Below are 21650 nucleotides of genomic sequence, written 5' to 3' on the forward strand. Positions count from 1 at the left end.
TTTCCAGGGGGCGGGGGGTTGCCGCTCAGCCGTGCTGGTCGAGCACCGTGTTCCAGTCCTTGACCCGATCGGACTGCGCCGCCAGCAGCGCATCGACGTCGCCGTCGACGGTCAGCTTCTCGATCGTGTCGCCCTGCTTGATCGCGTTGACCACGTCCATGTCGGCGGCATCGACCACTTCGCCGAACACGCTGTGCTTGCCGTCCAGCCAAGGCGTCGGGCCATGGGTGATGAAAAACTGGCTGCCATTCGTGCGCGGGCCGGCATTGGCCATCGACAGCACGCCCGGCTTGTCGTGACGCAGCGAGGCGTTGAACTCGTCCTCGAACTTGTAACCCGGGCCGCCGCGACCGCTGCCTTCGGGACAGCCGCCCTGGATCATGAAATCCGCGATCACGCGGTGGAACGACAAGCCATCGTAGTAGCCACGCTTCGCCAGATTGACGAAATTGGCGACCGTGACCGGCGCCTTGTCTTCGTGCAGGCGCAGGTGGATCGTGCCGCGGTTGGTGGTGAAGGTGACATGGATGGTCATCGCAAATCCTTGGGTTCGGAAGCTGCAACGTGCCACGACTCGGGCACGCGGGTTGCCAAGAATAACCCAGCGCGACACGTGAATCATGCAGCAATGGCTTCCACGCCAAACCTCGCCTCACTGTTCGACCTGAGCGTAGCGCAGCGTACGCGGGGAGCGGCCATGGATGGCCGCAGCTTTGAGGAGCGAGGAAGTCGAAGAGCTGCCCTTCGACTTCGGCCCTACGTGCCTACGCTCAGGGCGAACGGTGAGGCTCTACGGCAAGCCCAGCATGCTGCGCTCCAGCGCACCCGCGCCACGCGGCCGGACCGCCGGCGTCGGCACATCGGTCGGCCATGCCGCGCCCTCGCACAGATGTGCCCACAGCCGGTCCAGCGCCGCATAGCCATACGGCAGCAGCGGCACATGCCGGTCGCCGAAACCGGGCAGCGCCAGGAACGCATCGAAGTGCTGCGCGTGCGGCACCTTCCAGTAGATCGGTCGACGCCCCTGATCACGCAGCCAGGCCACATACGGCTCGGAGCTGAACGCGGTCGGCAGCAAGCCGTCGCCGGTGCCGTGAATCACCCACAGCGGCAGGTCGTCGCGCGGCAACTTGGCCGCGGTGGCGGCAATGGAAGCGTGCAAGGCCTGCGACTCGTGATCGTCGCCGGTCCACAGTGCGCGCAGGCGTTCGCTGCCGATCAGGGTGGGATCGGTCGAGACGCTGGTGCCGCCGAGCAGGCCGATGCCGTTGCCGGGCGGAATGCCCGAACCATCGGCCCACCATGCCGCCCGCGCGGCAGGATCAATGGCGCTGGGCGCACCCTTGGCATCGATTGCCGCGTAATGAAAACCGCACGGCATGTCGGTGGCGCCACGGCGCAGGTACGAGGAGGCATAGCCTGCGGCAATTACCCGCCACAGGTCGAACGCCGTCGTGCTGGCGGCCGTGCTCATCGTCTCGTCGGTCCAGCCGCGGGTGTGCAGGTATTGATAAGCCTGCGCCGCCTGCTCGGCCACCGTATTGCCGCTCAACTTGCCCTGCGCGCGCAGGCTGGCACAGCGCACTGGCCATGCCGGTGGCAAAACGCCGCGCGGACCACGTGCGAATGGCGCCGCCGCGAAACGCTCGCTGCTCAACGCGCATGGCAGCCAGATCGCCGCCTCGGTGGCGTAGTCGTACATCGCGCGACCGTGACCCTGTACGTATACGTTCGGTTCCAGCACCACCACGCCGGCGAAGAAATGCTCTTTGTCGAGACCGGCCGCCTGCAGCACCGCGCCACCACCGTTGGACAGGCCGGTGGCGATGATCTTGGTGTTCTGCGGCGTGAACGGCGCGTCGTCGGGAAACGCGCGATCGAGCATGGCCAGCCCGAACTGCGCCGCCTGGATCACATGCCGGCCCCAATCGGCCTCCGGGTTGTCGCCGGAGTTCATCTGCTTCACCGCGATACCTGCGCTCGATGGCGCCGGCGGCGGCTGGAACTCGAGTTCAGCCTCGCCGCGCTTCGCGCGGCGTCCATCCAGCGCCACGCCGCTGTTGTCGGCGTAGTCGTAGTAACCGGCGCCGGTGCCCTTGTCGGTGTACGCCACCGCGCAACCATGCGGCAGGCCCCAGGCGCCAGCCAGCGCGATCGCGCCGTAGATGCCGCGCGAACCGGACGACGCGGTGACGACAAGGCAGCGCTTCTGCCTGTCGAAGTGGTCGGGCAGTTGCAGCAGCACGCGATGCGGCGCGCGTGCGCCGGGAATGCGGGCAAACGCCTGATATTCGCGGCCCGGCACATCCGGCACACCGCCATACACCGTGCCGTAGCCACCCAGCGGTCCGAGATCGGCAATGCCTTTCCAACTGGTCTGGATCGCCCGCCGCCGCAGTTCCGCCGCGGTCGGAGCCAACGGATTGGCGAATGCCGCGAATGCCGCGGGCGCGCCGGCCAGACCGGCCAGCCTCAGTCCCGCGCTGAGCAGGTCGTCCTGGCCTCGGTGCTCGGTGGTCCGCACGCTGCCGATGTGAAGTTCACGCATGATCGGTATTCCTGCTGCCGCTTCTCCGGCACAGTCGAACAGCATGACTGAAACCGGCGTCGGCGTGCAGCAAGAAATCGATCGGCGGGCTGATTCGTTGATCGCGACATCAGCAGAAGAAAGCCCGCCCACCCGACCGGAACGAGGTCGACAAGCTGGCGGCGGCGCACCTTGCTGCCGGCCCGGCGATCACCGTGCGTCGTCAGGCGAAGTGGGTGGCGCCGACCTCGGTGCTGGCGGGCAACATGAAGTACTCGTGCAGGTATTTCTCGCCTTCGTCGCAGAACACGGTGACCACGGTGCGCAGTTCCGGAAAGCTCGCGCGGATGCGCTGCGCTGCCAGCATGTGCGCACCGGAACTGGGGCCGCAGAACAGACCATGCCTGCGTGCCAGCCGCTTCATCTCGGTCACCGCGTCGACGCTGGACACCGACAGCACCTCGTTCACCAGGCTGGCGTGGCGCTGGAAGATGCCGGGCACGAATCCATCGGAAATGCCCTCGATGGTATGCGCCGCAATCTCCCCGCACAGGATCGTGCACGACTCGGACGGCTCCATCGCAAACAGGCGGACGTTGGGGTTGACCGCACGAAAGGCCTGACCGACCCCGATCAGGGTGCCGCCGGTGCCCACCCCAAGGACCAGGGCATCGGGCACCCGACCGGCCGGCAACTGGGCGAGGATCTCCGGCCCCAGGACCTGCCGGTTCTCATCCACGTTCCATTCCGACTCGAACTGACTGGGACAGAAATGATGCGGCTGTTGCCCCAGTTCCTTCGCCCGCGCCAGCGCCTCGTTGACATGGAAATTGCCGCAGAACAGCACCTCGGCGCCAAACGCGCGCGAGATCGCCACCCGCTCGCTGGAGAGCCCTTCGGGCATCACCACCAGCATCCGGTAGCCCTTCACCGCGGCCACCATCGACAACGCGTTGCCGGTGTTGCCGCTGGTGGCCTCCACGATGGTGTCGCCCGGCTTGAGCAGCCCCTCCCGCTCGGCGCGCTCGATCATGTACTTGGCGATGCGTGCCTTGATCGAGCCGGAGGGATTGACGAACTCGATCTTGGCAAAGACGCCCTCGATTTCCAGCAGTGGGGTATCCCCGACGGCGTCCAGGATGCTGCCGGATACCGCGGTAAATCGCGTGCCCACGTCAACCGCCCCCATGCGTGTGTTGCATGACGTCCAGCGCCAGCGCCGAATGGGCATAGGCGCCGCCCGCGCGCATTTCGGCGGCGACCCAGATCGCCTCCATGATCTGCTGTTCGGTAGCCCCCTGTTTCAGGGCCTCGGCGGTATGTCCCTTGATGCAGTAAGGACATTGCGTGACATGCGCCACGGCCACCGCGATCAGTTGCTTGGTGACATTGGGCAGCGCGCCGTCGGCGAATACGGCGGCGCTGAATGCCTTGAACGCCTTGAGCGGCTCAGGCGCCAACTCGCGGCGCTTGCGTGCCAGCTCGCTGGTGGCTGGTGGATACATCGCTGCTTCCATGATGAACTCCTGCGTTTGTTGTGCGCTGGCTGACGCCGTGCACGGCAGCCTGATGGTGACCGAAACCGTCTGGCACGGCCGGTGGACGGCGACGAGGCCCGCCCCGCTACTTGTCCGGCGCCGGTGCCGGAGCAGGTGATGGACTGGTCGACGGCGGCGGGCCATAGGTGGGGGTGTCGCGGTACTGCGCCGGCACGTCCCACATCCGTCCCGCATAAAACACCGCCCATGCCACCACGAACAGGCACATCACCCAGACCCAGACCGGGATCGAGGAGCGTGCCTCGGCGCGACGCGGATCGAATGGATCGTCGGTGCTGAACGCATCCACCGTCAGGTGCAACTCGCCGCGGCGGGTCGAGCCCGGACGCAACCCCGAAACGAGGATGCCGGGTCCGTTCTGCACGTGGAACGGAATTTCCTCGACACCTTCGGCGCCGCCGTGATCCTCGGCGCGGATGATCAGGCGGTGCGGGCCGTCCGCCAATTTGCGGGTGTCGAGCGTCAGCTCGGTCGGCAGTTCACGGTCGATCACCGGCTGCAGGTCGTCGTCGAGGTAGACGCGTACGTGGGGATTGGGCATGGCGGATTCCCTCAACGGTCCTTGCGCAGGATGTCGTACTTGGCATGCTGCGGGTCTTTCTCGCCCGGCCGGAAAATCATCCAGAACATCGCGACGAAACAGCCGATCGTGATCGCGCCCGAGATCGCGATAATGATGACGTTACCCCAGAACGGCCCTCCGGACATCTGCATTTCAGGTTCTCCCGCTCACTGGCCCTTCGCCCGCACGGCGGCCACGTCGGACGGCGTCACCGCCCTGGCGTGATTGCCCCACGAACTGCGCTCGTAATTGATGATGTTGGCGATCTCGGCATCGCTCAACTGGGCAGCGAACGGCGGCATCACGCTGCTGTATGCCACGCCGCCGATGGTGACGCCGTGCGCGCCCTGCAACACGGTATGGATGTGCAGGGTCGGATCGGCGCTGTCCACCGCAGCGTTCCCCTTCAGCGGCGGGAATGCACCGGGAACGCCTTCACCCGTGGCCTGATGGCAGGCGGAACAGTTGGCCGTGAACAGGGCCCGCCCCTTCGCCGCATCGTAGTTGTAGCCGCCGCTGGCGGACGCGGACGTCGAAGGCGATGCCGGCATCGCGGCCGGCGCCGCCGAGGTCATGCCGCCCATGCCGCCGTTCATGCCGTAGCCCGGAATCGACGTCTGCTTCAACGACAACAGGTAGGCGACCAACGCCTTGGCCTGCGCCGTCGGAACCACCTGGCCTTCCTTCGGCGCAAACGCGGCCGGCACCGGCACCGCGGTCTCGCCCGGCGGGACCGTCGTCACCACGCGAAACAGGAACTTGAAGTTCGGCATGATCGATTCGGGCACCACCGCGCGGGGATCGAACAGATGAATGTACTGCCACACGTCGCTGGGCTTGCTGCTGCCGACGTTGGTGAGATCGGGGCCGGTGCGTTCGGAACCCAGCAGTTCCGGCGTCTGATACGCGAAGTCACCAGGTGCGGATGGACGGCCAAACACCTTGTCCTCCGGCAGCGGGCGCACCTGCTGCGTGTGGCAGTAGCCGCAGCCGTTCGCGGCATACACATCGCGGCCTTCGGCCTGCAGCGCAGTCAGCGGCTTCACGTCCGGACCGGGCGGGGTTTTCGACAGGTCGATCGCCGGGATCACCGCAATCCCCAGCACGATGCAGATATAGATCAACACCGCGCCACCGGCGATCTGCAGCAACTTGTTCATGCCGCCGCCTCCCCGCTCCGGGCCAGGATCGGCGAGGCGGCGTTACCCGCCTGCCCCGAGGTCATTCGCCACACGTTCCAGGCGAACACGATATGCGACAGGAACATCAGCAGGCCGCCCGCGCCGCGCCAGACCCAATACGGATTCATGTCCACCACCGACTGGATGAACGGCAGTTGATGCAGCCAGTCGAGGCCCTGGATAGTGCCACCGATCGACAGCGCGATCACGTAGATGAAGCTGCCCACCAGCGCCATCCAGAAATGCATCGCGATGCCCAGCCGGCCGGGACTCTTGCCGGTCGCCAGCGGCAGCAGCGCATAGATGCCGCCCCACACTGCGAAAGTGACGAAGCCATACATGGTCAGGTGCGAATGCCCGACCGTGAAGTTGGTGAGGTGCCAGATTGCCTGCATCGACCGGAACGCCTCGACCGTGCCCTGGGTCGAGCCGACCAGGTAACCGATCACGCCGACGAAGATGAACATCAACGGATAGGAATGGGTCATGTCGCGGTAGCGGCCGCGCATGGTCAGCAGGTAGTTCGCGCTGCCACCCCATACCGGCACCAGCATCGCCACGCTGAACACGATCGCGGTGGTCTGCAGCCACCACGGCAGCGGACTGAACAGGAAGTGATGGCCGCCGAGCAGCGGGTAGAACAACAGGTTGGTCCAGAACGCGAACACACCCAGCGCGTAGGAATAGATCGGACGGCTGAGGATCTTCGGGATCGCGTAGTAGAAGACGCCCAGCGCCAGCGGCGTGAACCACATGCCCACCGCGTTGTGCATGTAGTAACCGGAGATCGCGACCTGGCCCAGGCCGTACTGGTACCACGGCAGGGTCGCGACGATCGCGATGACGCAGGTCCACAGCACCCCGCAGATGGTGTACCAGTTGGAAAGGTAGATGTCTTCGGCGTTGCGTCGCGCCACCGTGCCGATCAGGTTCCAGCCGGTCACCAGCAGCGCGGCGAGGAAGACCAGCCGGATCGGCCACGGCCACTCGCGGTATTCCAGATCGCCCCAGTTGTAACCCAGCTCCAGCGCGATGGTGCCGGCGACCGCCGCGAGGTTGAACAGCACCAACCCGATCCAGGCCAGCCTGGTGCTGTACAACCTCGTGCCGCAACTGCGCGCCGCGACGTAATACGCCAGACCGACCAGGCCGATGCTGGCCCAGCCGTAGAAAGTGTCGTTGGTGTGGATCGGCCGCAGTCGGCCGAAAGTCAGGTATTTGGCGGCCCAGAAGTCCGGCGCACCGAACTTGAACGCCAGCAGCAGCCCCACCGCGGTGGCGAACAACAGCCAGGCCGTGGCTGACACGGTGTACGCAGTGAATACCGCGGCCAACGCGCGATCGTCTTCCGCGCCCGCCGCTGCGTGGCGTCCCGTAGTGCTTGCCTGCATCGTCCCACCCGCTTGCACGTGGTACGGCGTCCGCCCGGGCGTCGATCCCGCTGAATCTACGCCCGGGCGGCACGCGCGGCGTTGACCCAGATCAGGCGATCGCCAGCTCTGGCGCGAGAGCGCCCAAAGCTTCCCCCTGCCCTCCGCTGCAGCGCAGGTGACTGCGGCCGGCGATCAGGCCTGCGCGCAGGCTGACCTGGCCACGCTGAACAGCGGTGGGGTGATCGTGGGTGCGGGTGGCAGGACCATGACTGGCGGGTCAGTGCAGTCCAAAAGAATGCCCGGGCCAAACCTCCGCATATTGTCTTTCGACGGGTATCGCCGCGCGCTGGCCGGTGCATCCGGCACGGGAACCGGTGGCGGTGCCAGCCTGAACACCCGACACGAGAACACCCACGCTGCCGCGCAAACCCGTATAATCCTCGGGTTAACCTTCCGATAACCCACGTGGTGGCTGCATGCGCCACCCGAGTCGATCCCATGTCCATCGAAAACCTGCGCAATATCGCCATCGTCGCCCACGTCGACCACGGCAAGACCACCCTCGTCGACTGCCTGCTCAAGCAATCGGGCACGCTGAGCGAGCGCACCGTGCTGGCCGAGCGCGTGATGGACTCGAACGACCAGGAAAAGGAACGCGGCATCACGATCCTGGCCAAGAACACCGCGATCACCTGGAAGGGCAACCGCATCAATATCGTCGACACGCCGGGACATGCGGACTTCGGTGGCGAAGTGGAGCGCGTGCTGTCGATGGTCGACTCGGTGCTGATCCTGGTCGACGCGATGGACGGCCCGATGCCGCAGACGCGCTTCGTGACGCAGAAGGCGTTCGCGATGGGCTTCAAGCCGATCGTGGTGATCAACAAGGTCGACCGCCCGGGTTCGCGCCCCGAGTGGGTCGTCGAGCAGGTGTGGGATCTGTTCGACCGCCTCGGCGCCACGCCGGAGCAGATGGATTTCCCGATCGTCTACGCCTCGGCGCTGAACGGCTATGCCGGCCTGGACGAGAACGTGCGCGAAGGCGACATGACGCCGCTGTACGAAGCGATCATGCAGCACGTGAGCAAGCCGGACGTGGATCCGGATGGCGCGTTCCAGATGCGCATCAGCCAGCTCGACTACAACAGCTTCGTCGGCGTCATCGGCATCGGCCGCATCCAGCGCGGCACCCTGAAGAAGGGCATGCCGGTCGCCGTGATCGATCGCCACGGCAAGAAGCGCCAGGGCAAGGTGATGCAGGTGCTGGGCTTCCTCGGCCTGGAGCGGATCGAGCAGGACAGCGCCGAAGCCGGCGACATCGTCGCCATCTCGGGCATCGCCGACCTGACCATCTCCGACACGATCTGCGCGCTGGACACGCCCGAGGCGTTGCCGGCGCTGACCGTCGACGAACCGACCATCTCGATGACCTTCCAGGTCAACAACTCGCCGTTCGCCGGCAACAAGGATCTCTCCGGCGGCAAGTTCCTGACCAGTCGCCAGCTGCGCGAACGCCTCGATCGCGAGCAGGTGCACAACGTGGCGCTGAAGGTCGAGGAAGGCTCCGACGCGGACAAGTTCCTGGTCTCCGGTCGCGGCGAGCTGCATTTGTCGGTGCTGATCGAGAACATGCGTCGCGAAGGCTACGAACTGGCCGTGTCGCGTGCGGAAGTGATCATCAAGGAAATCGACGGCCAGAAGATGGAGCCGATCGAGCAGTTGGTGGTCGACGTGGAGGAAGTCCACCAGGGTGCCGTGATGGAACGGCTCGGCACACGCAAGGGCAGCCTCAAGAACATGGAATCGGACGGCAAGGGTCGCGTGCGTCTGGATTACGAGATTCCGGCGCGCGGCCTGATCGGCTTCCAGAACCAGTTCAAGACCCTGACCCAGGGTTCGGGCCTGCTGTTCCACGTATTCGATCATTACGGCCCGCGGGAAGAAGGCCAGATCGCCAAGCGCCTCAACGGCGTGATGATCGCCAATGCCGGCGGCACCACCCCGGCCTACTCGCTCGGGCCTCTGCAGGATCGCGGCAAGCTGTTCGCCGCTGAAGGCGACAATGTGTATGAAGGCCAGCTGGTCGGCATCCACGCCAAGGACAACGACCTCACCGTCAACGTGATCAAGCCCAAGCCGCTGACCAACATGCGCGCCTCGGGCAAGGACGATGCGATCCAGCTGACCCCGGCGATCAAGTTCACCCTGGAACAGGCGCTGGACTTCATCGACGACGACGAGCTGGTCGAGATCACCCCGAAGGAGATCCGCCTGCGCAAGAAGCACCTCACCGAGAACGATCGCAAGCGCGCTTCGCGCAGCTGAGCTGCTGTCGCGCCCCACGAATCGGGCAGAAGTCGGCCGAACCGGCTTCTGCCCGATTTGCTTTCGGCGTTGCAACTCAGCGGCGCGGGTCGAAATCCGCGAAGCTCGCGCGCATGCCTTCATAGGCCTCGCGCTGTGCGTCGTTGTCGGCCACCGGCGTGCGGATCGACAACTCCACCAGCTGATCCCCCGGGTGCGCACCGGGCATGCCACGTCCCTTCAGGCGCAACTTGCGCCCCGATTGCGAGCCCGCCGGAATCCGCAGATCGACCGTACCGGCCAACGTGGGTACCGGCACCGTGGCGCCGAGCGCAGCTTCCCACGGCGATATCGGCAACACATGCACCACGTTGCGGCCATCGAGGCGAAAGCGCGCGTCGTCGCGAATGCCCACTTCCAGCAGCAGATCGCCCTTCGGGCCACCGGCCATGCCGGGTTGGCCCTGGCCGGACAGCCGGATCACTTGGCCCGGCTGGATGCCCGCGGGGATCTTAACCTCAAGCACGCGCTCGCCGCCTGTCGGGTCGTGCATCGCCAGGCGCGTGCGCCCACCATCGAATGCGGTTTGCAGGTCGATCTGCACCGAGGCCTGCACATCCTGTCCACGCCGCGGTCGCGGCTGGCCGCGATGGCCGCCCGCCGCGGCGCCACGCCCGAACAGGCTCTCGAAAAAGTCGCTGAAATCGCCCTCGTCGCCGCCAAAACCCTGCTGTTGTCCCTGCCATCCCGGCGGCGGCCGGAACTGTTCGCCCTGGCGATAGCCGCCGGCACGCAACTGGTCGTAGGAACGCCGCTTCTCGGCGTCCTTCAGCACTTCATTGGCTTCGTTGACCGCCTTGAATTTCTCCTCGGCGCCGCCTTCCTTGTTCTTGTCCGGGTGGTATTTGCGCGCCAGCTTGCGATACGCCGCCTTGATCTCGGCTTCGCTCGCGTCCGGCTTGACGCCCAGGATTTCGTAATAGTCTTTGAATTCCACGCCCGCTCCCGATGATCGGTATCTCGCGACAAAAGGCCGCGCCCCAGCGCGGATCATTATCCACGCCGGGGCGGGCTTTCACACCGTCCGCGTCAGGAACGCCGCGCTCAGTTCGCGGTATGGATCGTGATGCGACGCGGCGTGGTTTCCGCCTTCTTCGGGATCGAGATTTCCAGCACGCCATGTTTGCCATGCGCGCTGATGCCATCGGCATCGGCGCTTTCCGGCAGCGCGAAGCGGCGATGGAAGCTGCCATGGACACGTTCCTGCCGGGTCAGCTTGCCAGCGCTTTCCTCGCTGTCGACCTTGCGCTCACCCTTGATGGTGAGGATGCTCTTGTCCATGCTCACCTCGATCGTGGACGGGTCCACGCCCGGCACATCGACCAGGATCATGAAGCGTTTGTCCTCATCGCGGATATCAACCCGCGGCGCCCACTGGCTGGTTTCCACGGTGGACTGATCGCTGTCGCCGGCGCCGAAAAAACGGCCCATCACCTGGCGAAAGTCGTCCGACGGCACGAAGTCACGGCCCCAGATGGATTGACGGCTATGGTTCATCTCTCTGTCTCCTCGAAAGTATTGCGGCACGATCGCCGCCTGTTCCGGAGATAGGTGCATTCGCCACCGATTCAAGGCAATCCCCGCTGAACGCATTAGCATGGGCAACCCCTCTCCCGGCGAGTCCCGCATGCGCATCCAGTCTGGCGACACCCTTCCCGACGTACCCATCAAGATCATCGACGGCGACATCCGGCCCGCGCAGACGGGCGCCGTGTTCGCCGGGCGCAACATGGTGATGTTCGGCGTGCCCGGTGCCTTCACGCCAACCTGCTCGAACCGGCACCTGCCCGGTTACATCGCCCATTTCAGCGAATTCCGGACGCGCGGCATCGACGTGATCTGCCTCGCCGTCAACGACGCCTACGTCATGCAGGCATGGGCCGCCGCGCAACAGGTACCTCCCGGCCTGCTGATGCTTGCCGATGGCAACGCCAGCTTCACCCGCGCGCTGGGCCTCGAACTCGACGGCACCGACTTCGGCATGGGGCTGCGCACCCGACGTTTCGCCCTGTACGCCGAAGATGGCGTGGTGCGCCAGTTGCACCTCGAAGCACCGGGCGAACTGCGCGTCTCCAGCGCCGAGGCGATGCTCGCCGCGATCACTCGCTGATGATGCAGCGGACATCGGTTCATCGATCACGGTGTGGCGATTCCGGCGAAGAGCCAGGGCATGCCGAAACCGAAGCGTCGCCCACGGCTGATATGCTGCGCCGATGGATATCGTGAACAACAGCAACGCAGCCCGCATGGCCGAGCGGTTTCGCGGATTTCTGCCGGTGGTCGTCGACGTGGAGACCGGCGGCTTCGACGCCGAGCATGACGCGCTGCTGGAAATCGCGGCGGTACCGCTGTGCATGGACGAGTCCGGTTTCATGGCGCGGCAACCCGTGGTCTCCACACACGTGGAACCGTTCCCCGGTGCGAACCTCGACCCTCGCTCGCTGGAGATCACCGGCATCGACCCGGACAACCCCTTGCGTGGTGCGGTGCCCGAGCGGCAGGCGCTGGATCACATCTTCCATGTCGTCCGCGAGGCGGTGCGCGAGGCGGGCTGCCAGCGGGCGATCCTGGTCGGCCACAATGCCGCGTTCGACCTGGGTTTTCTCAACCAGGCGGTGCGCCGCTGCGGACACAAGCGCAATCCGTTCCATCCGTTCAGCTGCTTCGACACCGTGAGTTTCGGCGGCCTGGCTTACGGCCAGACCGTGCTGAGCAAGGCCGTGCTGGCGGCAGGCCTCGCCTTCGACAGCCGTGAAGCACACTCAGCGGTGTACGACGCCGAACGCACGGCCGATTTGTTCTGCAGCGTGGTCAACCGCTGGCGTCAGCTGGAGTTGATCGAGCTGGCGCACTCCGGCGTCAACGACGCCTGAAAACCGGAGTCAGGGCGGTCCGCTCACCAGGGACGCGCCAACTGAGCACGTGTCACTGCCTCGGCACGCATGGCAAGTTGTGTCTTATCCGTTGCCTCGCGACGAATCGTACGGTTGACCGGTGCGCGGCGAACCGCGCAGTTGCAGTCCGCGCAGGATGCCGTAGCCGCTGATCACGATCCAGGCGATCTGCATCAGGAATGCCGGCCAGTTGATCGGGCTGGCGCCGAACAGCAGCGACACCATCACGCCCAGCGCGCCCAGGATATTCATCAACTGATAAATCAGGCCATGCCCCTGCAGCTTGCGTGCCTGCAACAGGAAGAACGCCAGCAACACCAGGGCCACGCCGATATAACCGGCCCAGTCGTACCAGAAGATATTCATCGCTTCACACTCCGCTGTCGCAGGGCTTCGAACAGGACGACACCCGTGGCCACGGAAACGTTGAGGCTTTCCATGCTGCCCGGCATCGGAATCTTCGCCACGAAATCGCACAGCTCACGGGTCAGCCGACGGATACCCTCGCCTTCGCTGCCCAGCACCAGTGCTACCGGCCCCTTGAAGTCGACGCCGTAGATGGTGGTGTCGGTATCGCCGGCCAGGCCGGTGATCCATACACCGGCGTCCTTCAGCTCGCGCAACGTGCGCGCCAGGTTGGTCACCGCGATCAGCGGCACCCGGTCCGCCCCACCAGCGGAAGCGCGGCGCACCACCGGAGTCAGGCCGACCGCGCGATCCTTCGGCACGATCACCGCGGTGACCTTGGTCGCCGCCGCGCTGCGCAGGCAGGCGCCGAGGTTGTGCGGATCGGTGACGCCGTCGAGTACCAATACCAGGGTGTCGCTGCCGTCGCGTTCGAGCAGGCCGGCCAGGTCGTTCTCGTGCGCGGCCGGCGCGGCCTCGTAACGCGCCGCCACGCCCTGATGGCGCGCTTCGCCGGCATGCCGGTCCAGCTCATCACGCGGACGATGAAGTACCGGGATGTTCAACTTCTTCGCGCGCTCGGCCAGTTCCAGCACGCGCGCATTGCGCTGACCGTTCTCGACCAGTACTTCGCGCACGCGCTCGGCATCGTTGCTCAACGCGCCTTCGACCGGGTTGATCCCGACGATCCAGCTCTCGCTCATGGCTTGCCTTTCGGTTTCGGTTTGCGGCCGGTGTGTTTCTTCGGTGCACCACGCGACGCGTCAGCCGGAGCCGGCCCGCGCCTGGACGAACCGCCTTTGCCCGAACCCCGCTCGGACGACGGCTCGGCCTTGCGCCCCGGCTTTGGCGCACCGGCATGTCGACGTGTTGCCGCCGGCTGCGCACGCGGCGGCGGATGATCGCTCGCCGCCACCTTGCGCGGAGCCGGTGCCGACGCGGGAACCTCCGTTTCCTTGCGACCGAACGCACGGCCGATCGCCTTGGCGGCGCGGCCGAACATGCCCGGCGCCTTGGCCGTGGCGACGGCCTTCTTCGGCAACGAATAACGCTCGCCCGCGGCGGCGTAGTCATACGCCTTGCCGCTGCCGGTCGGCGGCGTGGCCGGCGTACGCGGCGAGACCAGCCGGAAGTCGATCTTGCGGTCCTCCAGGCTGGCGCGCAGCACCTGGATGCGCACGTGGTCGCCGAGGCGGAACTGCGCGCCGGTGCGTTCGCCCTTCAGCAACTTTCGCGTCGCATCGAAGTGGTAATAGTCGTTGGCCAGCTGACTGATGTGCACCAGGCCGGACACCTTCGACTCGTCCAGTTCCACGAACAGGCCGAACGAGGTGACGCCGGTGACCACGCCCTCGAACTCGCTGCCGATGTGCTTTTCCATCCACGCGCACTTGAAGCGCTCGTCCACGTCGCGCTCGGCTTCCTCGGCACGGCGTTCGCGCTGCGAACAATGGATCGCCATCGCCGCCATCTCGGCGGGGCTGTAGGTGTAGTCGGCCGGCTTGCCGTTGGTCAACGCGTAGCGGATCGCGCGATGCACCAGCAAATCCGGATAACGGCGTATCGGCGAGGTGAAATGCGCGTAAGCCGTAAGCGCCAGGCCGAAGTGGCCGCGGTTGTCCGGCTGGTAGGCGGCCATGCTCTGCGAGCGCAGCAGCACGTTCTGGATCAATTCGCGCTCCGGGCGGTCATGCACCATGCGCAGGATCTCGGCGAAATCCGCCGGCGTGACTTCATCGACCGGCGGCATGCGCAGCTTGAACTCGCGCAGGAACTGCTGCAGGTCCTCGTACTTCTCCGCCGGCGGCGGCTCGTGCGCACGGAACAGCGCCGGAATTTTCTTCTTCTCCAGGAACAGCGCCGCCTGCACGTTGGCGGCGATCATGCATTCCTCGATCAGCTTGTGCGCGTCGTTGCGCTCGGTAGCGCCCATCGACTCCACGCTGCCGGTCTGGTCGAGACGGAACTTCACTTCCGGCGTCTCGAAGTCGATCGCGCCACGGCGCTTGCGCTGGCCGGCCATCGCCTTGTACAGCGCATGCAGATTTTCCAGCTGTGGCAACACGTCGGCCACTTCATGGCGAGCGTCCTTCTCGCGCAGGCCGACCGCCTGCCATACCTTGTCGTAGGTGAGGCGCGCATGCGACAGCATCACGGCGTCATAGAACTTCGATTTGGTCACGTTACCTTCGGCATCGACCAGCATGTCGCAGACCATGCACAGGCGCTCGACCTGCGGGTTCAGCGAGCAGATGCCGTTGGACAGCGTCTCCGGCAGCATCGGCACCACGAAACCGGGGAAATAGGTCGAGGTGCTGCGCTCGTAGGCTTCGCGGTCCAGCGCGTTGCCGACCTGCACGTAGTGCGACACGTCGGCGATCGCCACGATCAGGCGCCAGCCGCCGCCACGCTTCGGCTCGGCATACACCGCGTCATCGAAGTCGCGCGCATCGGCACCGTCGATCGTGACCAGCGGCAGCTTGCGAATGTCGGTGCGGCCCTCGCGCTCGGCGGCGGTCACCACCGATTCGACCTGCGCCGCATCGCGCAGCACTTCGGCCGGCCATTCGTGCGGCAGGTCGTGGCTGGCGATCGCCATCTCCACCACCAGCGACGGCTGCAGACGCTCACCCAGCACGGCGCGGATTTCGCCGACCGGGCCACGCTGCGCCGTCGGCGGCGCGGTGATCTCGACCACCACGATCTGGCCGGCACGCGCGCCCTGCTCCTGGCCCGGCTTGATCATCACGTCCTGGTTGAGGCGGCGGTCGTCCGGCGCGACCAGGGTCACGCCATCTTCGATCAACACCCGACCGACCAGGCGCGGCGAACGTCGTTCCAGCACTTCGGCGATCGCGCCCTGCCTGCGCCCGCGGCGGTCGATGCCGACCACGCTGGCCAGCACGCGGTCGCCGTGCATCACCGCGCGCATCTGCTGCGGCGACAGGTACAGATCCTCGCCGCCCTCGTCCGGGCGCAGAAAACCGTAGCCTTCGGCATTGGCCAGCACGCGGCCGGCGATCAGGTCGAGCTTCTGCGTGGGCGCGTAACCGCCGCGCCGACCGAGCAGCAATTGACCATCGCGCACCATCGCGGCGAGGCGCTTGCGCAACGCCTCAAGATCGGCCTCCTCGTCAATGGCGAGCGCTTCGGCGATGCGCGCCTCGGTCAGCAGCTCGCCCCGCTCGTCGAGCAGGGCGAGGATGGCTTCGCGACTGGGGATGGGGCGCGCGTAGCGCTGCGCCTCGCGATCGGCATGCGGGTCAGGTACGGCACCTGCGGCGGCCTTGTTGCGTCGCTTCATGGGAGCGGTGCCCGGGCGCTGCTTTGGATCGGCGGATTTGCTCCGCTCTCCGGATGAATGATGAGCCGGGCCCTGGCCGGGCTTCGGGGGAGTTTTTCTGGTCACTAAATATCCTTGTGGTGCAAGCGCCGCGCAGAATGACATGACGCGTTCGGTGAATGTGAAAAAGAGTTGACAAGCCGGCGGCCGATGCCTACATTACGCGGCTCACGCAACTCGCAGAGCGGTGTGACACCTGCCCAGGTGGCGGAATTGGTAGACGCACTAGCTTCAGGTGCTAGCGGGGGCAACTCCGTGGAGGTTCGAGTCCTCTCCTGGGCACCAATTGTAAACGAAGGCCGCCTCTCAAGGCGGCTTTCGTCTTTTCAGGGTTTGCTGAATCCCCACCGTTCACCCTGAGCGTAGCGCAGCGGAGTCGAAGGGCCCTTCGACTTCGACCCTTCGACCCTTCGGGCCTACGCTCAGGGTGAACGGTGAGAGGTGATCGCAACCCTTGCCGCTGGTCCCTTCAGCTCGACCATGTTGCCCTGCGGGTCGTACAGGTAGATAGACGGGCCTTCACCTTGCGCGCCGTAGCGCGAACCCAGTTCGCCGACGCGCACGCCATGGACCTTCAGGTGCACCAGGATCGCCGCCTCGTCGTAATCCTCCACGCGCAGGCACAGGTGATCCATGTTGTGGCCCGCCTTGCCTGGTGCAGCGCCGCCATGACGGCCGAGCTTGCCGTCGACGGCCACCAGGTCGATCAGCGAGGCACCGGCACGCAGCTGCACCAGGCCGATCTCGTCCTGCCGGCGTTCCTCGCGGCAGCCGAGCACGTCGCAGTAGAAGCGTTGCATGACCACGATGTCGATGGCGCGCAACACCACGTGGTCGATTTCGCCGATACGGATCATGGGGGCTCCGCCGGGTCGGGGATAGGGTGTCCGAGCATAGCGCGGGCCGGCGATCGGAGTTCCCTGAACCGCGCCCCGCGGGCTGCAACGCGCGCCGGATCCCCCTGTATAATCGCCGCGGTAAACGCATGGTGGGAGAAGCGGGCGGCCCTTGACCGGGCCCGTGCCGCTGCCGAAGACGCAACGCCCGTAATCGCTCAGGCTCCCATACCATCATGTGCGAACACTCTGGAGAGACCGGTTGAATCCGGCGCCGAAGGGGCACGAAGCGCAGGCATCGCGTTTCCAAACTCTCAGGCAAAAGGACAGAGGGGCGCCCCGCGTGCGGCACGGCACGCGAGTCTTCGGATGCCCGCTCATGAGCCACAACTCCTCCCCTTCCCTGCGCGACCTCGAGCACCACGGCGCGTTCATCGAACGTCACATCGGTCCGGACGACGCCGAGATCGCGCAGATGCTGCACGTGATCGGCCACGATTCGCTGGAATCGATGACCGACGCCATCGTTCCCGGCTCGATCATGTCCGCCGCGCCGCTGGCGTTGCCGGAGGCGATCACCGAAGAGGAAGCGCTGGCCAAGATCCGCGCGATTGCCGACAAGAACCAGGTGTTCCGCAGCTTCATCGGCCAGGGCTACTACGGCACCCTCACGCCGAACGTCATCCTGCGCAACATCCTGGAGAACCCCGCCTGGTACACCGCGTACACACCGTACCAGGCGGAAATCTCGCAGGGCCGCATGGAGGCGCTGATCAACTTCCAGACCATGTGCGCCGACCTCACCGGCATGGAGATCGCGAACGCCTCGTTGCTGGACGAAGCCACCGCCGCGGCTGAGGCGATGACCCTGGCCAAGCGCTCGTGCAAGTCGAAGTCGAACGTGTTCTTCGTGTCCAGCGGCGTGCATCCGCAGACGCTGGAAGTGGTGCGCACGCGCGCCGAACCGCTGGGCATCGAGCTGGTGGTCGGCGCCGACAATGACGCGGCCGGCACCGAGGCGTTCGGCGTGCTGCTGCAGTACCCGGACACCTTCGGCAGCATCAACGATTACCAGGCCATCGCTGACGCCGTGCATGCGCGCGGCGGTCTGGTCGCGGTGGCCACCGACCTGCTCGCACTGACCCTGATCGCCGCACCCGGCGAGTGGGGCGCCGACATCGTGGTGGGCAACTCGCAGCGCTTTGGCGTGCCGTTCGGCAACGGTGGCCCGCATGCCGCCTTCATGGCCTGCCGCGACGCGTACAAGCGCTCGATGCCGGGCCGTTTGATCGGCGTCTCCATCGACAGCGAGGGCAAGGCCGCCTACCGCCTCACCCTGCAGACGCGCGAGCAGCACATCCGCCGCGAGAAGGCGACCTCGAACATCTGCACCGCGCAGGTGCTGCTGGCGGTGATGGCCTCGATGTACGCGGTCTACCACGGTCCGGTCGGGCTCACCCGCATCGCGCGCCGCACGCATCGCCTCGCCGTGATCCTGACCGTCGCGCTGCGCCGGGCCGGGGTGAAGGTGGACGGCGATTTCTTCGATACGCTGCACATCACCGGCATCGATGCCGCCGCCGTCCACGCCAAGGCGCGCGCCGCCGGCATCAACCTGCGCGAATTGGATGCCAGCAGCCTCGGCATCAGCCTGGATGAGACCACCACGCGCGCTGACGTCGTCGCGCTGGCGGGCCTGTTCGGCGCGGAACTGGCCGACGACGTGCAGGGAAGCACTAGTGTCGCGGAAGGCAGGATGCCGGGAGTGACCATCGACGCGCTCGATGCCGAAGTCCACGACGCGCTGCCACGCACGCTGTTGCGCCAGAGCGACTTCCTCACCCATCCGGTGTTCAACACCCACCACAGCGAGCACGAACTGCTGCGCTACATGCGCGCGCTGGCCGACAAGGACCTGGCGATGGATCGCACGATGATCCCGCTGGGTTCGTGCACGATGAAACTCAACGCCACCGCCGAGATGATTCCGGTGACCTGGCCGGAGTTTGGCAACATCCATCCGCTGGCACCGGCGGCGCAGACCACCGGTTACAAGGAACTGATCGAAGGCCTGGAAGCGATGCTGGTCGAGTGCACCGGCTACGACGCAGTGAGCCTGCAGCCGAATTCCGGCGCGCAAGGTGAATACGCCGGCCTGCTGGCGATCCGCGCGTACCACCGTTCGCGCGGCGAGGCCCATCGCGACATCTGCCTGATCCCCGAATCCGCCCACGGCACCAATCCCGCTTCCGCGCACCTGTGCGGCATGAGCGTGGTGGTGACCAAGTGCGACGCCAACGGCAACGTCGATGTCGAGGACATCCGCCGCGCCGCCGAGAAGTATTCGGATCGTCTGGCCGCGCTGATGATCACCTACCCGTCCACCCACGGCGTGTTCGAGGAAGACATCGTGGCGATCTGCGAGATCGTGCACGCGCGCGGCGGTCAGGTGTATACCGACGGCGCCAACATGAACGCGCTGGTCGGCGTGGCCAAGCCCGGCAAGTGGGGCTCGGACGTCAGCCACCTCAACCTGCACAAGACCTTCTGCATTCCGCACGGCGGCGGCGGCCCGGGCGTCGGCCCGTGCGCCGTCAAATCTCACCTTGCACCGTTCCTGCCGAGGAAGCTCGGCGAGGAAAGCCCGGTCGGCATGGTCAGCGCCGCCAGCTTCGGCAGCGCCAGCATCCTGCCGATCAGCTGGATGTACATCACGATGATGGGCCAGCAAGGCCTGCGCAAGGCCACCCAGGTTGCCCTGCTCAATGCCAACTACATCGCCAAGCGGCTCGAAACGCACTACCCGACCCTGTACACCGGCCGCAATGGCCTGGTCGCGCACGAGTGCATCCTCGACCTGCGCCCGCTCAAGGACGCCACCGGCATCGGCGCCGAGGACGTGGCCAAGCGGCTGATCGACTTCGGCTTCCACGCGCCGACGCTGAGCTTCCCGGTCTCCGGCACCTTGATGGTGGAACCGACCGAAAGCGAATCGCAGATCGAGCTGGACCGCTTCATCGACGCGATGATCCAGATCCGCGACGAGATTCGCGCCGTCGAGGACGGCAGGCTGGACCGCGAGGACAACCCGCTGAAGAACGCCCCGCACACCGCGACGATGGTTTCGGCCAGCGAGTGGACCCACGCCTATCCGCGCGAACTGGCCGCGTTCCCACTGGCCAGTCTGAAGCTGCAGAAGTACTGGTCGCCGGTCGGGCGGGTCGACAACGTCTATGGCGACAAGAACATCATGTGCGCCTGCATCCCGGTGGATGCCCACAAGGACGAGGCGGACGCCTGAGGCGAAGGCTGGACCCGCTTCAGCCGACGGCGGCCAGCGGCTTGGTGCTCAGCGCGAAGCCGCCTGCCCCGTGCAGTGACGACGAAGGGTGCGTACCTGGCGCCATGGCAAGGCCTATCTGGTGCTCGGCGCGCATGCGTGCCGCCTTGGCGGCGAACCAGGCCTTGGGGCCCGCCAGAAGAACACCACCGGCCGAACCGGCCTGACGCGAGGCCTCGATGGTCTGGCGCAGACGAGCGAGCAGGCATTCGTTGAACGCCTCGTTCAGGGCGGCCACGGCAAATGGCGGCGCGACATATTCGTCGAGCATGCCGGCCAGCGCCGCGACCACCCGCAAGGCGATCCGGCGATTTGCGCAGGCCATGTGCCGCGCCCCCGCGGGAACCCGCCAGGCGCCATCGAGGGCAGCAACCAGGGCAAGGAACTCGCCGCGGTTGAGCGGTCGCTGCGCCAGCGGCAGGGCGCGCCGGCGAACCAGCCAGGCCTGGTCTGCCGCGGGCAAGGCGTGCGAACGATGGATGGCGCGATCAAACGCCTCGCGCATGGACAGCCCGACGGCAGCCAGTTGTCCGGCGAGAGCCTCCTGGGTCAACGGCTGCGCTCGCGCGGTTCCATCGTCGTGGTACCAGCGGCGATATTCCAGCGTGGTCGCCGGAAACAGGTCGCGCGGCGGCTTTACCGTGGCGCGCGCCTCGGCGGCGTCATCGAGGGCCGGGGCGATCGGACGCAGGCCCGCAGCATGCGCAGCCATCACGCGAGCAAGCAGCACTTCGGCCCTGACCAGGTGCTGATGATAGGCGGCACAAGGATCGTGAGCTTCATGCGCCGGCAGGTAGACGAAGCGGATGCGGGTGTCATGCCGGACAACCCGCGCCTTGCCGAGGTGAACCGGCAGACGGCTCAGCCCATGACAGTCCTGCCCGACCAGCCGGCGCCCGATCGGCAGCGCCGGATGCGCCGTGGGCAGGTCGTTCAACAGGAGGGCAAGGCTGGATTTGGAAAGAACCGGGGGGGTGGCCGAGGAGGCCCGTGGCGGAGGGACGACTGCTGTTATGGACGCGCGCACAAACTGACCTTCTCGCCGAGGGCCATCGTGGGTTCGACTCCGCAAACGCCGCAATGTGCCTTGATGGATTATCCGTCGTCGCTGCCGGACGACTTGGAGCAGACCATGGCACAGGCCGCCGCAACGGAATGTGCGACAGCACCCAATCCCGCAACGCCGCACACCGCCGGCGAGGCAAATCGGCGCCACGATTACCGCAGTTCGGACAAAGCAGGCATCATGGGCGGCTGACACCACGC

The 21650-nt window shown here is 66.2% G+C and carries 20 protein-coding genes, 1 tRNA gene and 1 riboswitch; of the genes, 6 read left to right on the forward strand and 15 right to left on the reverse strand.

Going from position 1 to position 21650, the window contains the following annotated elements:
• Positions 1-25 precede the first annotated feature (25 nt).
• The 8 genes from B0E47_RS13850 to B0E47_RS13880 form a co-directional block, all read right to left on the reverse strand.
• Positions 26-535, reverse strand: a complete 510-nt coding sequence (locus B0E47_RS13850; RefSeq protein ID WP_077514867.1) for a peptidylprolyl isomerase — start codon at positions 533-535, stop codon at positions 26-28.
• 255 nt (positions 536-790) lie between these two features.
• Complete coding sequence (locus B0E47_RS13855) at positions 791-2548, reverse strand: 3-hydroxybutyrate oligomer hydrolase family protein (protein ID WP_077514868.1); 1758 nt, start codon at positions 2546-2548, stop codon at positions 791-793.
• A gap of 202 nt (positions 2549-2750) precedes the next feature.
• Positions 2751-3716 (reverse strand): cysteine synthase family protein, encoded by a 966-nt coding sequence (locus tag B0E47_RS13860; RefSeq protein ID WP_254422945.1) that lies wholly within the window; start codon positions 3714-3716, stop codon positions 2751-2753.
• Positions 3703-4044: a carboxymuconolactone decarboxylase family protein gene (locus B0E47_RS13865; RefSeq protein ID WP_077514870.1), complete on the reverse strand. Its 342-nt coding sequence runs from the start codon at positions 4042-4044 to the stop codon at positions 3703-3705. Before B0E47_RS13865 ends, B0E47_RS13860 begins: the two co-directional genes overlap by 14 nt.
• Positions 4045-4150: 106 nt before the next feature.
• Complete coding sequence (locus tag B0E47_RS13870) at positions 4151-4627, reverse strand: cytochrome C (protein ID WP_077514871.1); 477 nt, start codon at positions 4625-4627, stop codon at positions 4151-4153.
• 11 nt (positions 4628-4638) lie between these two features.
• Positions 4639-4800, reverse strand: a complete 162-nt coding sequence (locus B0E47_RS17060; protein WP_168171075.1) for a hypothetical protein — start codon at positions 4798-4800, stop codon at positions 4639-4641.
• A 15-nt stretch (positions 4801-4815) separates the two neighbouring features.
• The gene (locus B0E47_RS13875; RefSeq protein WP_077514872.1) at positions 4816-5808 is read right to left on the reverse strand and encodes a cytochrome c; all 993 of its coding nucleotides are present in this window, start codon (positions 5806-5808) and stop codon (positions 4816-4818) included.
• Positions 5805-7220 (reverse strand): cbb3-type cytochrome c oxidase subunit I, encoded by a 1416-nt coding sequence (locus tag B0E47_RS13880; RefSeq protein WP_077514873.1) that lies wholly within the window; start codon positions 7218-7220, stop codon positions 5805-5807. The genes B0E47_RS13875 and B0E47_RS13880 overlap by 4 nt, the downstream gene beginning before the upstream one ends.
• Positions 7221-7700: 480 nt before the next feature.
• Here B0E47_RS13880 and typA point away from each other — a divergent pair, with 480 nt between their 5' ends.
• Positions 7701-9527, forward strand: a complete 1827-nt coding sequence (gene typA / locus B0E47_RS13890; protein WP_077514875.1) for a translational GTPase TypA — start codon at positions 7701-7703, stop codon at positions 9525-9527.
• 76 nt (positions 9528-9603) lie between these two features.
• Here the strand turns inward: typA and B0E47_RS13895 are convergent, their stop codons facing one another.
• The gene (locus B0E47_RS13895) at positions 9604-10503 is read right to left on the reverse strand and encodes a DnaJ C-terminal domain-containing protein (protein WP_077514876.1); all 900 of its coding nucleotides are present in this window, start codon (positions 10501-10503) and stop codon (positions 9604-9606) included.
• A 107-nt stretch (positions 10504-10610) separates the two neighbouring features.
• The gene (locus B0E47_RS13900) at positions 10611-10997 is read right to left on the reverse strand and encodes an Hsp20/alpha crystallin family protein (protein WP_254422978.1); all 387 of its coding nucleotides are present in this window, start codon (positions 10995-10997) and stop codon (positions 10611-10613) included.
• A gap of 196 nt (positions 10998-11193) precedes the next feature.
• Between B0E47_RS13900 and B0E47_RS13905 the strand changes: the two genes are divergently transcribed.
• Positions 11194-11676 (forward strand): peroxiredoxin, encoded by a 483-nt coding sequence (locus B0E47_RS13905; RefSeq protein ID WP_077514878.1) that lies wholly within the window; start codon positions 11194-11196, stop codon positions 11674-11676.
• A gap of 103 nt (positions 11677-11779) precedes the next feature.
• Positions 11780-12439 (forward strand): ribonuclease T, encoded by a 660-nt coding sequence (gene rnt, locus B0E47_RS13910; protein WP_077514879.1) that lies wholly within the window; start codon positions 11780-11782, stop codon positions 12437-12439.
• Between the two features lie 84 nt (positions 12440-12523).
• On the opposite strand, the gene B0E47_RS13915 is transcribed toward rnt, so the two are convergent.
• The 3 genes from B0E47_RS13915 to rnr are packed head-to-tail and all read right to left on the reverse strand — an operon-like array spanning position 12524 to position 16169.
• Complete coding sequence (locus tag B0E47_RS13915) at positions 12524-12826, reverse strand: hypothetical protein (protein WP_077514880.1); 303 nt, start codon at positions 12824-12826, stop codon at positions 12524-12526.
• On the reverse strand, positions 12823-13569 hold the full coding sequence (gene rlmB, locus B0E47_RS13920; protein WP_077514881.1) for a 23S rRNA (guanosine(2251)-2'-O)-methyltransferase RlmB: 747 nt from the start codon (positions 13567-13569) through the stop codon (positions 12823-12825). The genes B0E47_RS13915 and rlmB overlap by 4 nt, the downstream gene beginning before the upstream one ends.
• Positions 13566-16169, reverse strand: coding sequence for a ribonuclease R (gene rnr / locus B0E47_RS13925; RefSeq protein WP_139351474.1), 2604 nt, complete (start codon positions 16167-16169; stop codon positions 13566-13568). Before rnr ends, rlmB begins: the two co-directional genes overlap by 4 nt.
• A 237-nt stretch (positions 16170-16406) precedes the next feature.
• On the opposite strand from rnr, the gene B0E47_RS13930 reads away from it, so the two are divergent.
• A tRNA-Leu gene (locus tag B0E47_RS13930) sits at positions 16407-16493 on the forward strand.
• 137 nt (positions 16494-16630) lie between these two features.
• Here the strand turns inward: B0E47_RS13930 and B0E47_RS13935 are convergent.
• Positions 16631-17065 (reverse strand): VOC family protein, encoded by a 435-nt coding sequence (locus tag B0E47_RS13935; RefSeq protein WP_077514883.1) that lies wholly within the window; start codon positions 17063-17065, stop codon positions 16631-16633.
• A 218-nt stretch (positions 17066-17283) separates the two neighbouring features.
• Positions 17284-17384: riboswitch (glycine riboswitch) on the forward strand.
• 39 nt (positions 17385-17423) lie between these two features.
• Here B0E47_RS13935 and gcvP point away from each other — a divergent pair.
• A complete protein-coding gene (gcvP, locus tag B0E47_RS13940; protein WP_077514884.1) occupies positions 17424-20345 on the forward strand; it encodes an aminomethyl-transferring glycine dehydrogenase in 2922 nt (973 codons plus the stop codon).
• A 19-nt stretch (positions 20346-20364) separates the two neighbouring features.
• Here the strand turns inward: gcvP and B0E47_RS13945 are convergent, their stop codons facing one another.
• Entirely contained in the window at positions 20365-21321 is a 957-nt protein-coding gene (locus B0E47_RS13945) for a hypothetical protein (RefSeq protein ID WP_077514885.1), read from the reverse strand.
• Between the two features lie 153 nt (positions 21322-21474).
• Here B0E47_RS13945 and B0E47_RS17065 point away from each other — a divergent pair, with 153 nt between their 5' ends.
• Complete coding sequence (locus B0E47_RS17065; RefSeq protein WP_168171076.1) at positions 21475-21642, forward strand: hypothetical protein; 168 nt, start codon at positions 21475-21477, stop codon at positions 21640-21642.
• Positions 21643-21650 lie beyond the last annotated feature (8 nt).

The organism is Rhodanobacter sp. B05 (assembly GCF_002001085.1).
Lineage (GTDB): Bacteria > Pseudomonadota > Gammaproteobacteria > Xanthomonadales > Rhodanobacteraceae > Rhodanobacter.

Bases quoted from the DNA above. Each gene is read 5' to 3' on its own strand.
- B0E47_RS13850 (WP_077514867.1), bottom strand. From the start codon at position 535: ATGACCATCCATGTCACCTTCACCACCAACCGCGGCACGATCCACCTG.
- B0E47_RS13855 (WP_077514868.1), bottom strand. From the start codon at position 2,548: ATGCGTGAACTTCACATCGGCAGCGTGCGGACCACCGAGCACCGAGGC.
- B0E47_RS13860 (WP_254422945.1), bottom strand. From the start codon at position 3,716: ATGGGGGCGGTTGACGTGGGCACGCGATTTACCGCGGTATCCGGCAGC.
- B0E47_RS13865 (WP_077514870.1), bottom strand. From the start codon at position 4,044: ATGGAAGCAGCGATGTATCCACCAGCCACCAGCGAGCTGGCACGCAAG.
- B0E47_RS13870 (WP_077514871.1), bottom strand. From the start codon at position 4,627: ATGCCCAATCCCCACGTACGCGTCTACCTCGACGACGACCTGCAGCCG.
- B0E47_RS17060 (WP_168171075.1), bottom strand. From the start codon at position 4,800: ATGCAGATGTCCGGAGGGCCGTTCTGGGGTAACGTCATCATTATCGCG.
- B0E47_RS13875 (WP_077514872.1), bottom strand. From the start codon at position 5,808: ATGAACAAGTTGCTGCAGATCGCCGGTGGCGCGGTGTTGATCTATATC.
- B0E47_RS13880 (WP_077514873.1), bottom strand. From the start codon at position 7,220: ATGCAGGCAAGCACTACGGGACGCCACGCAGCGGCGGGCGCGGAAGAC.
- typA (WP_077514875.1), top strand. From the start codon at position 7,701: ATGTCCATCGAAAACCTGCGCAATATCGCCATCGTCGCCCACGTCGAC.
- B0E47_RS13900 (WP_254422978.1), bottom strand. From the start codon at position 10,997: ATGGGCCGTTTTTTCGGCGCCGGCGACAGCGATCAGTCCACCGTGGAA.
- B0E47_RS13905 (WP_077514878.1), top strand. From the start codon at position 11,194: ATGCGCATCCAGTCTGGCGACACCCTTCCCGACGTACCCATCAAGATC.
- rnt (WP_077514879.1), top strand. From the start codon at position 11,780: ATGGATATCGTGAACAACAGCAACGCAGCCCGCATGGCCGAGCGGTTT.
- B0E47_RS13915 (WP_077514880.1), bottom strand. From the start codon at position 12,826: ATGAATATCTTCTGGTACGACTGGGCCGGTTATATCGGCGTGGCCCTG.
- rlmB (WP_077514881.1), bottom strand. From the start codon at position 13,569: ATGAGCGAGAGCTGGATCGTCGGGATCAACCCGGTCGAAGGCGCGTTG.
- rnr (WP_139351474.1), bottom strand. From the start codon at position 16,169: ATGAAGCGACGCAACAAGGCCGCCGCAGGTGCCGTACCTGACCCGCAT.
- B0E47_RS13935 (WP_077514883.1), bottom strand. From the start codon at position 17,065: ATGATCCGTATCGGCGAAATCGACCACGTGGTGTTGCGCGCCATCGAC.
- gcvP (WP_077514884.1), top strand. From the start codon at position 17,424: ATGAGCCACAACTCCTCCCCTTCCCTGCGCGACCTCGAGCACCACGGC.
- B0E47_RS17065 (WP_168171076.1), top strand. From the start codon at position 21,475: ATGGATTATCCGTCGTCGCTGCCGGACGACTTGGAGCAGACCATGGCA.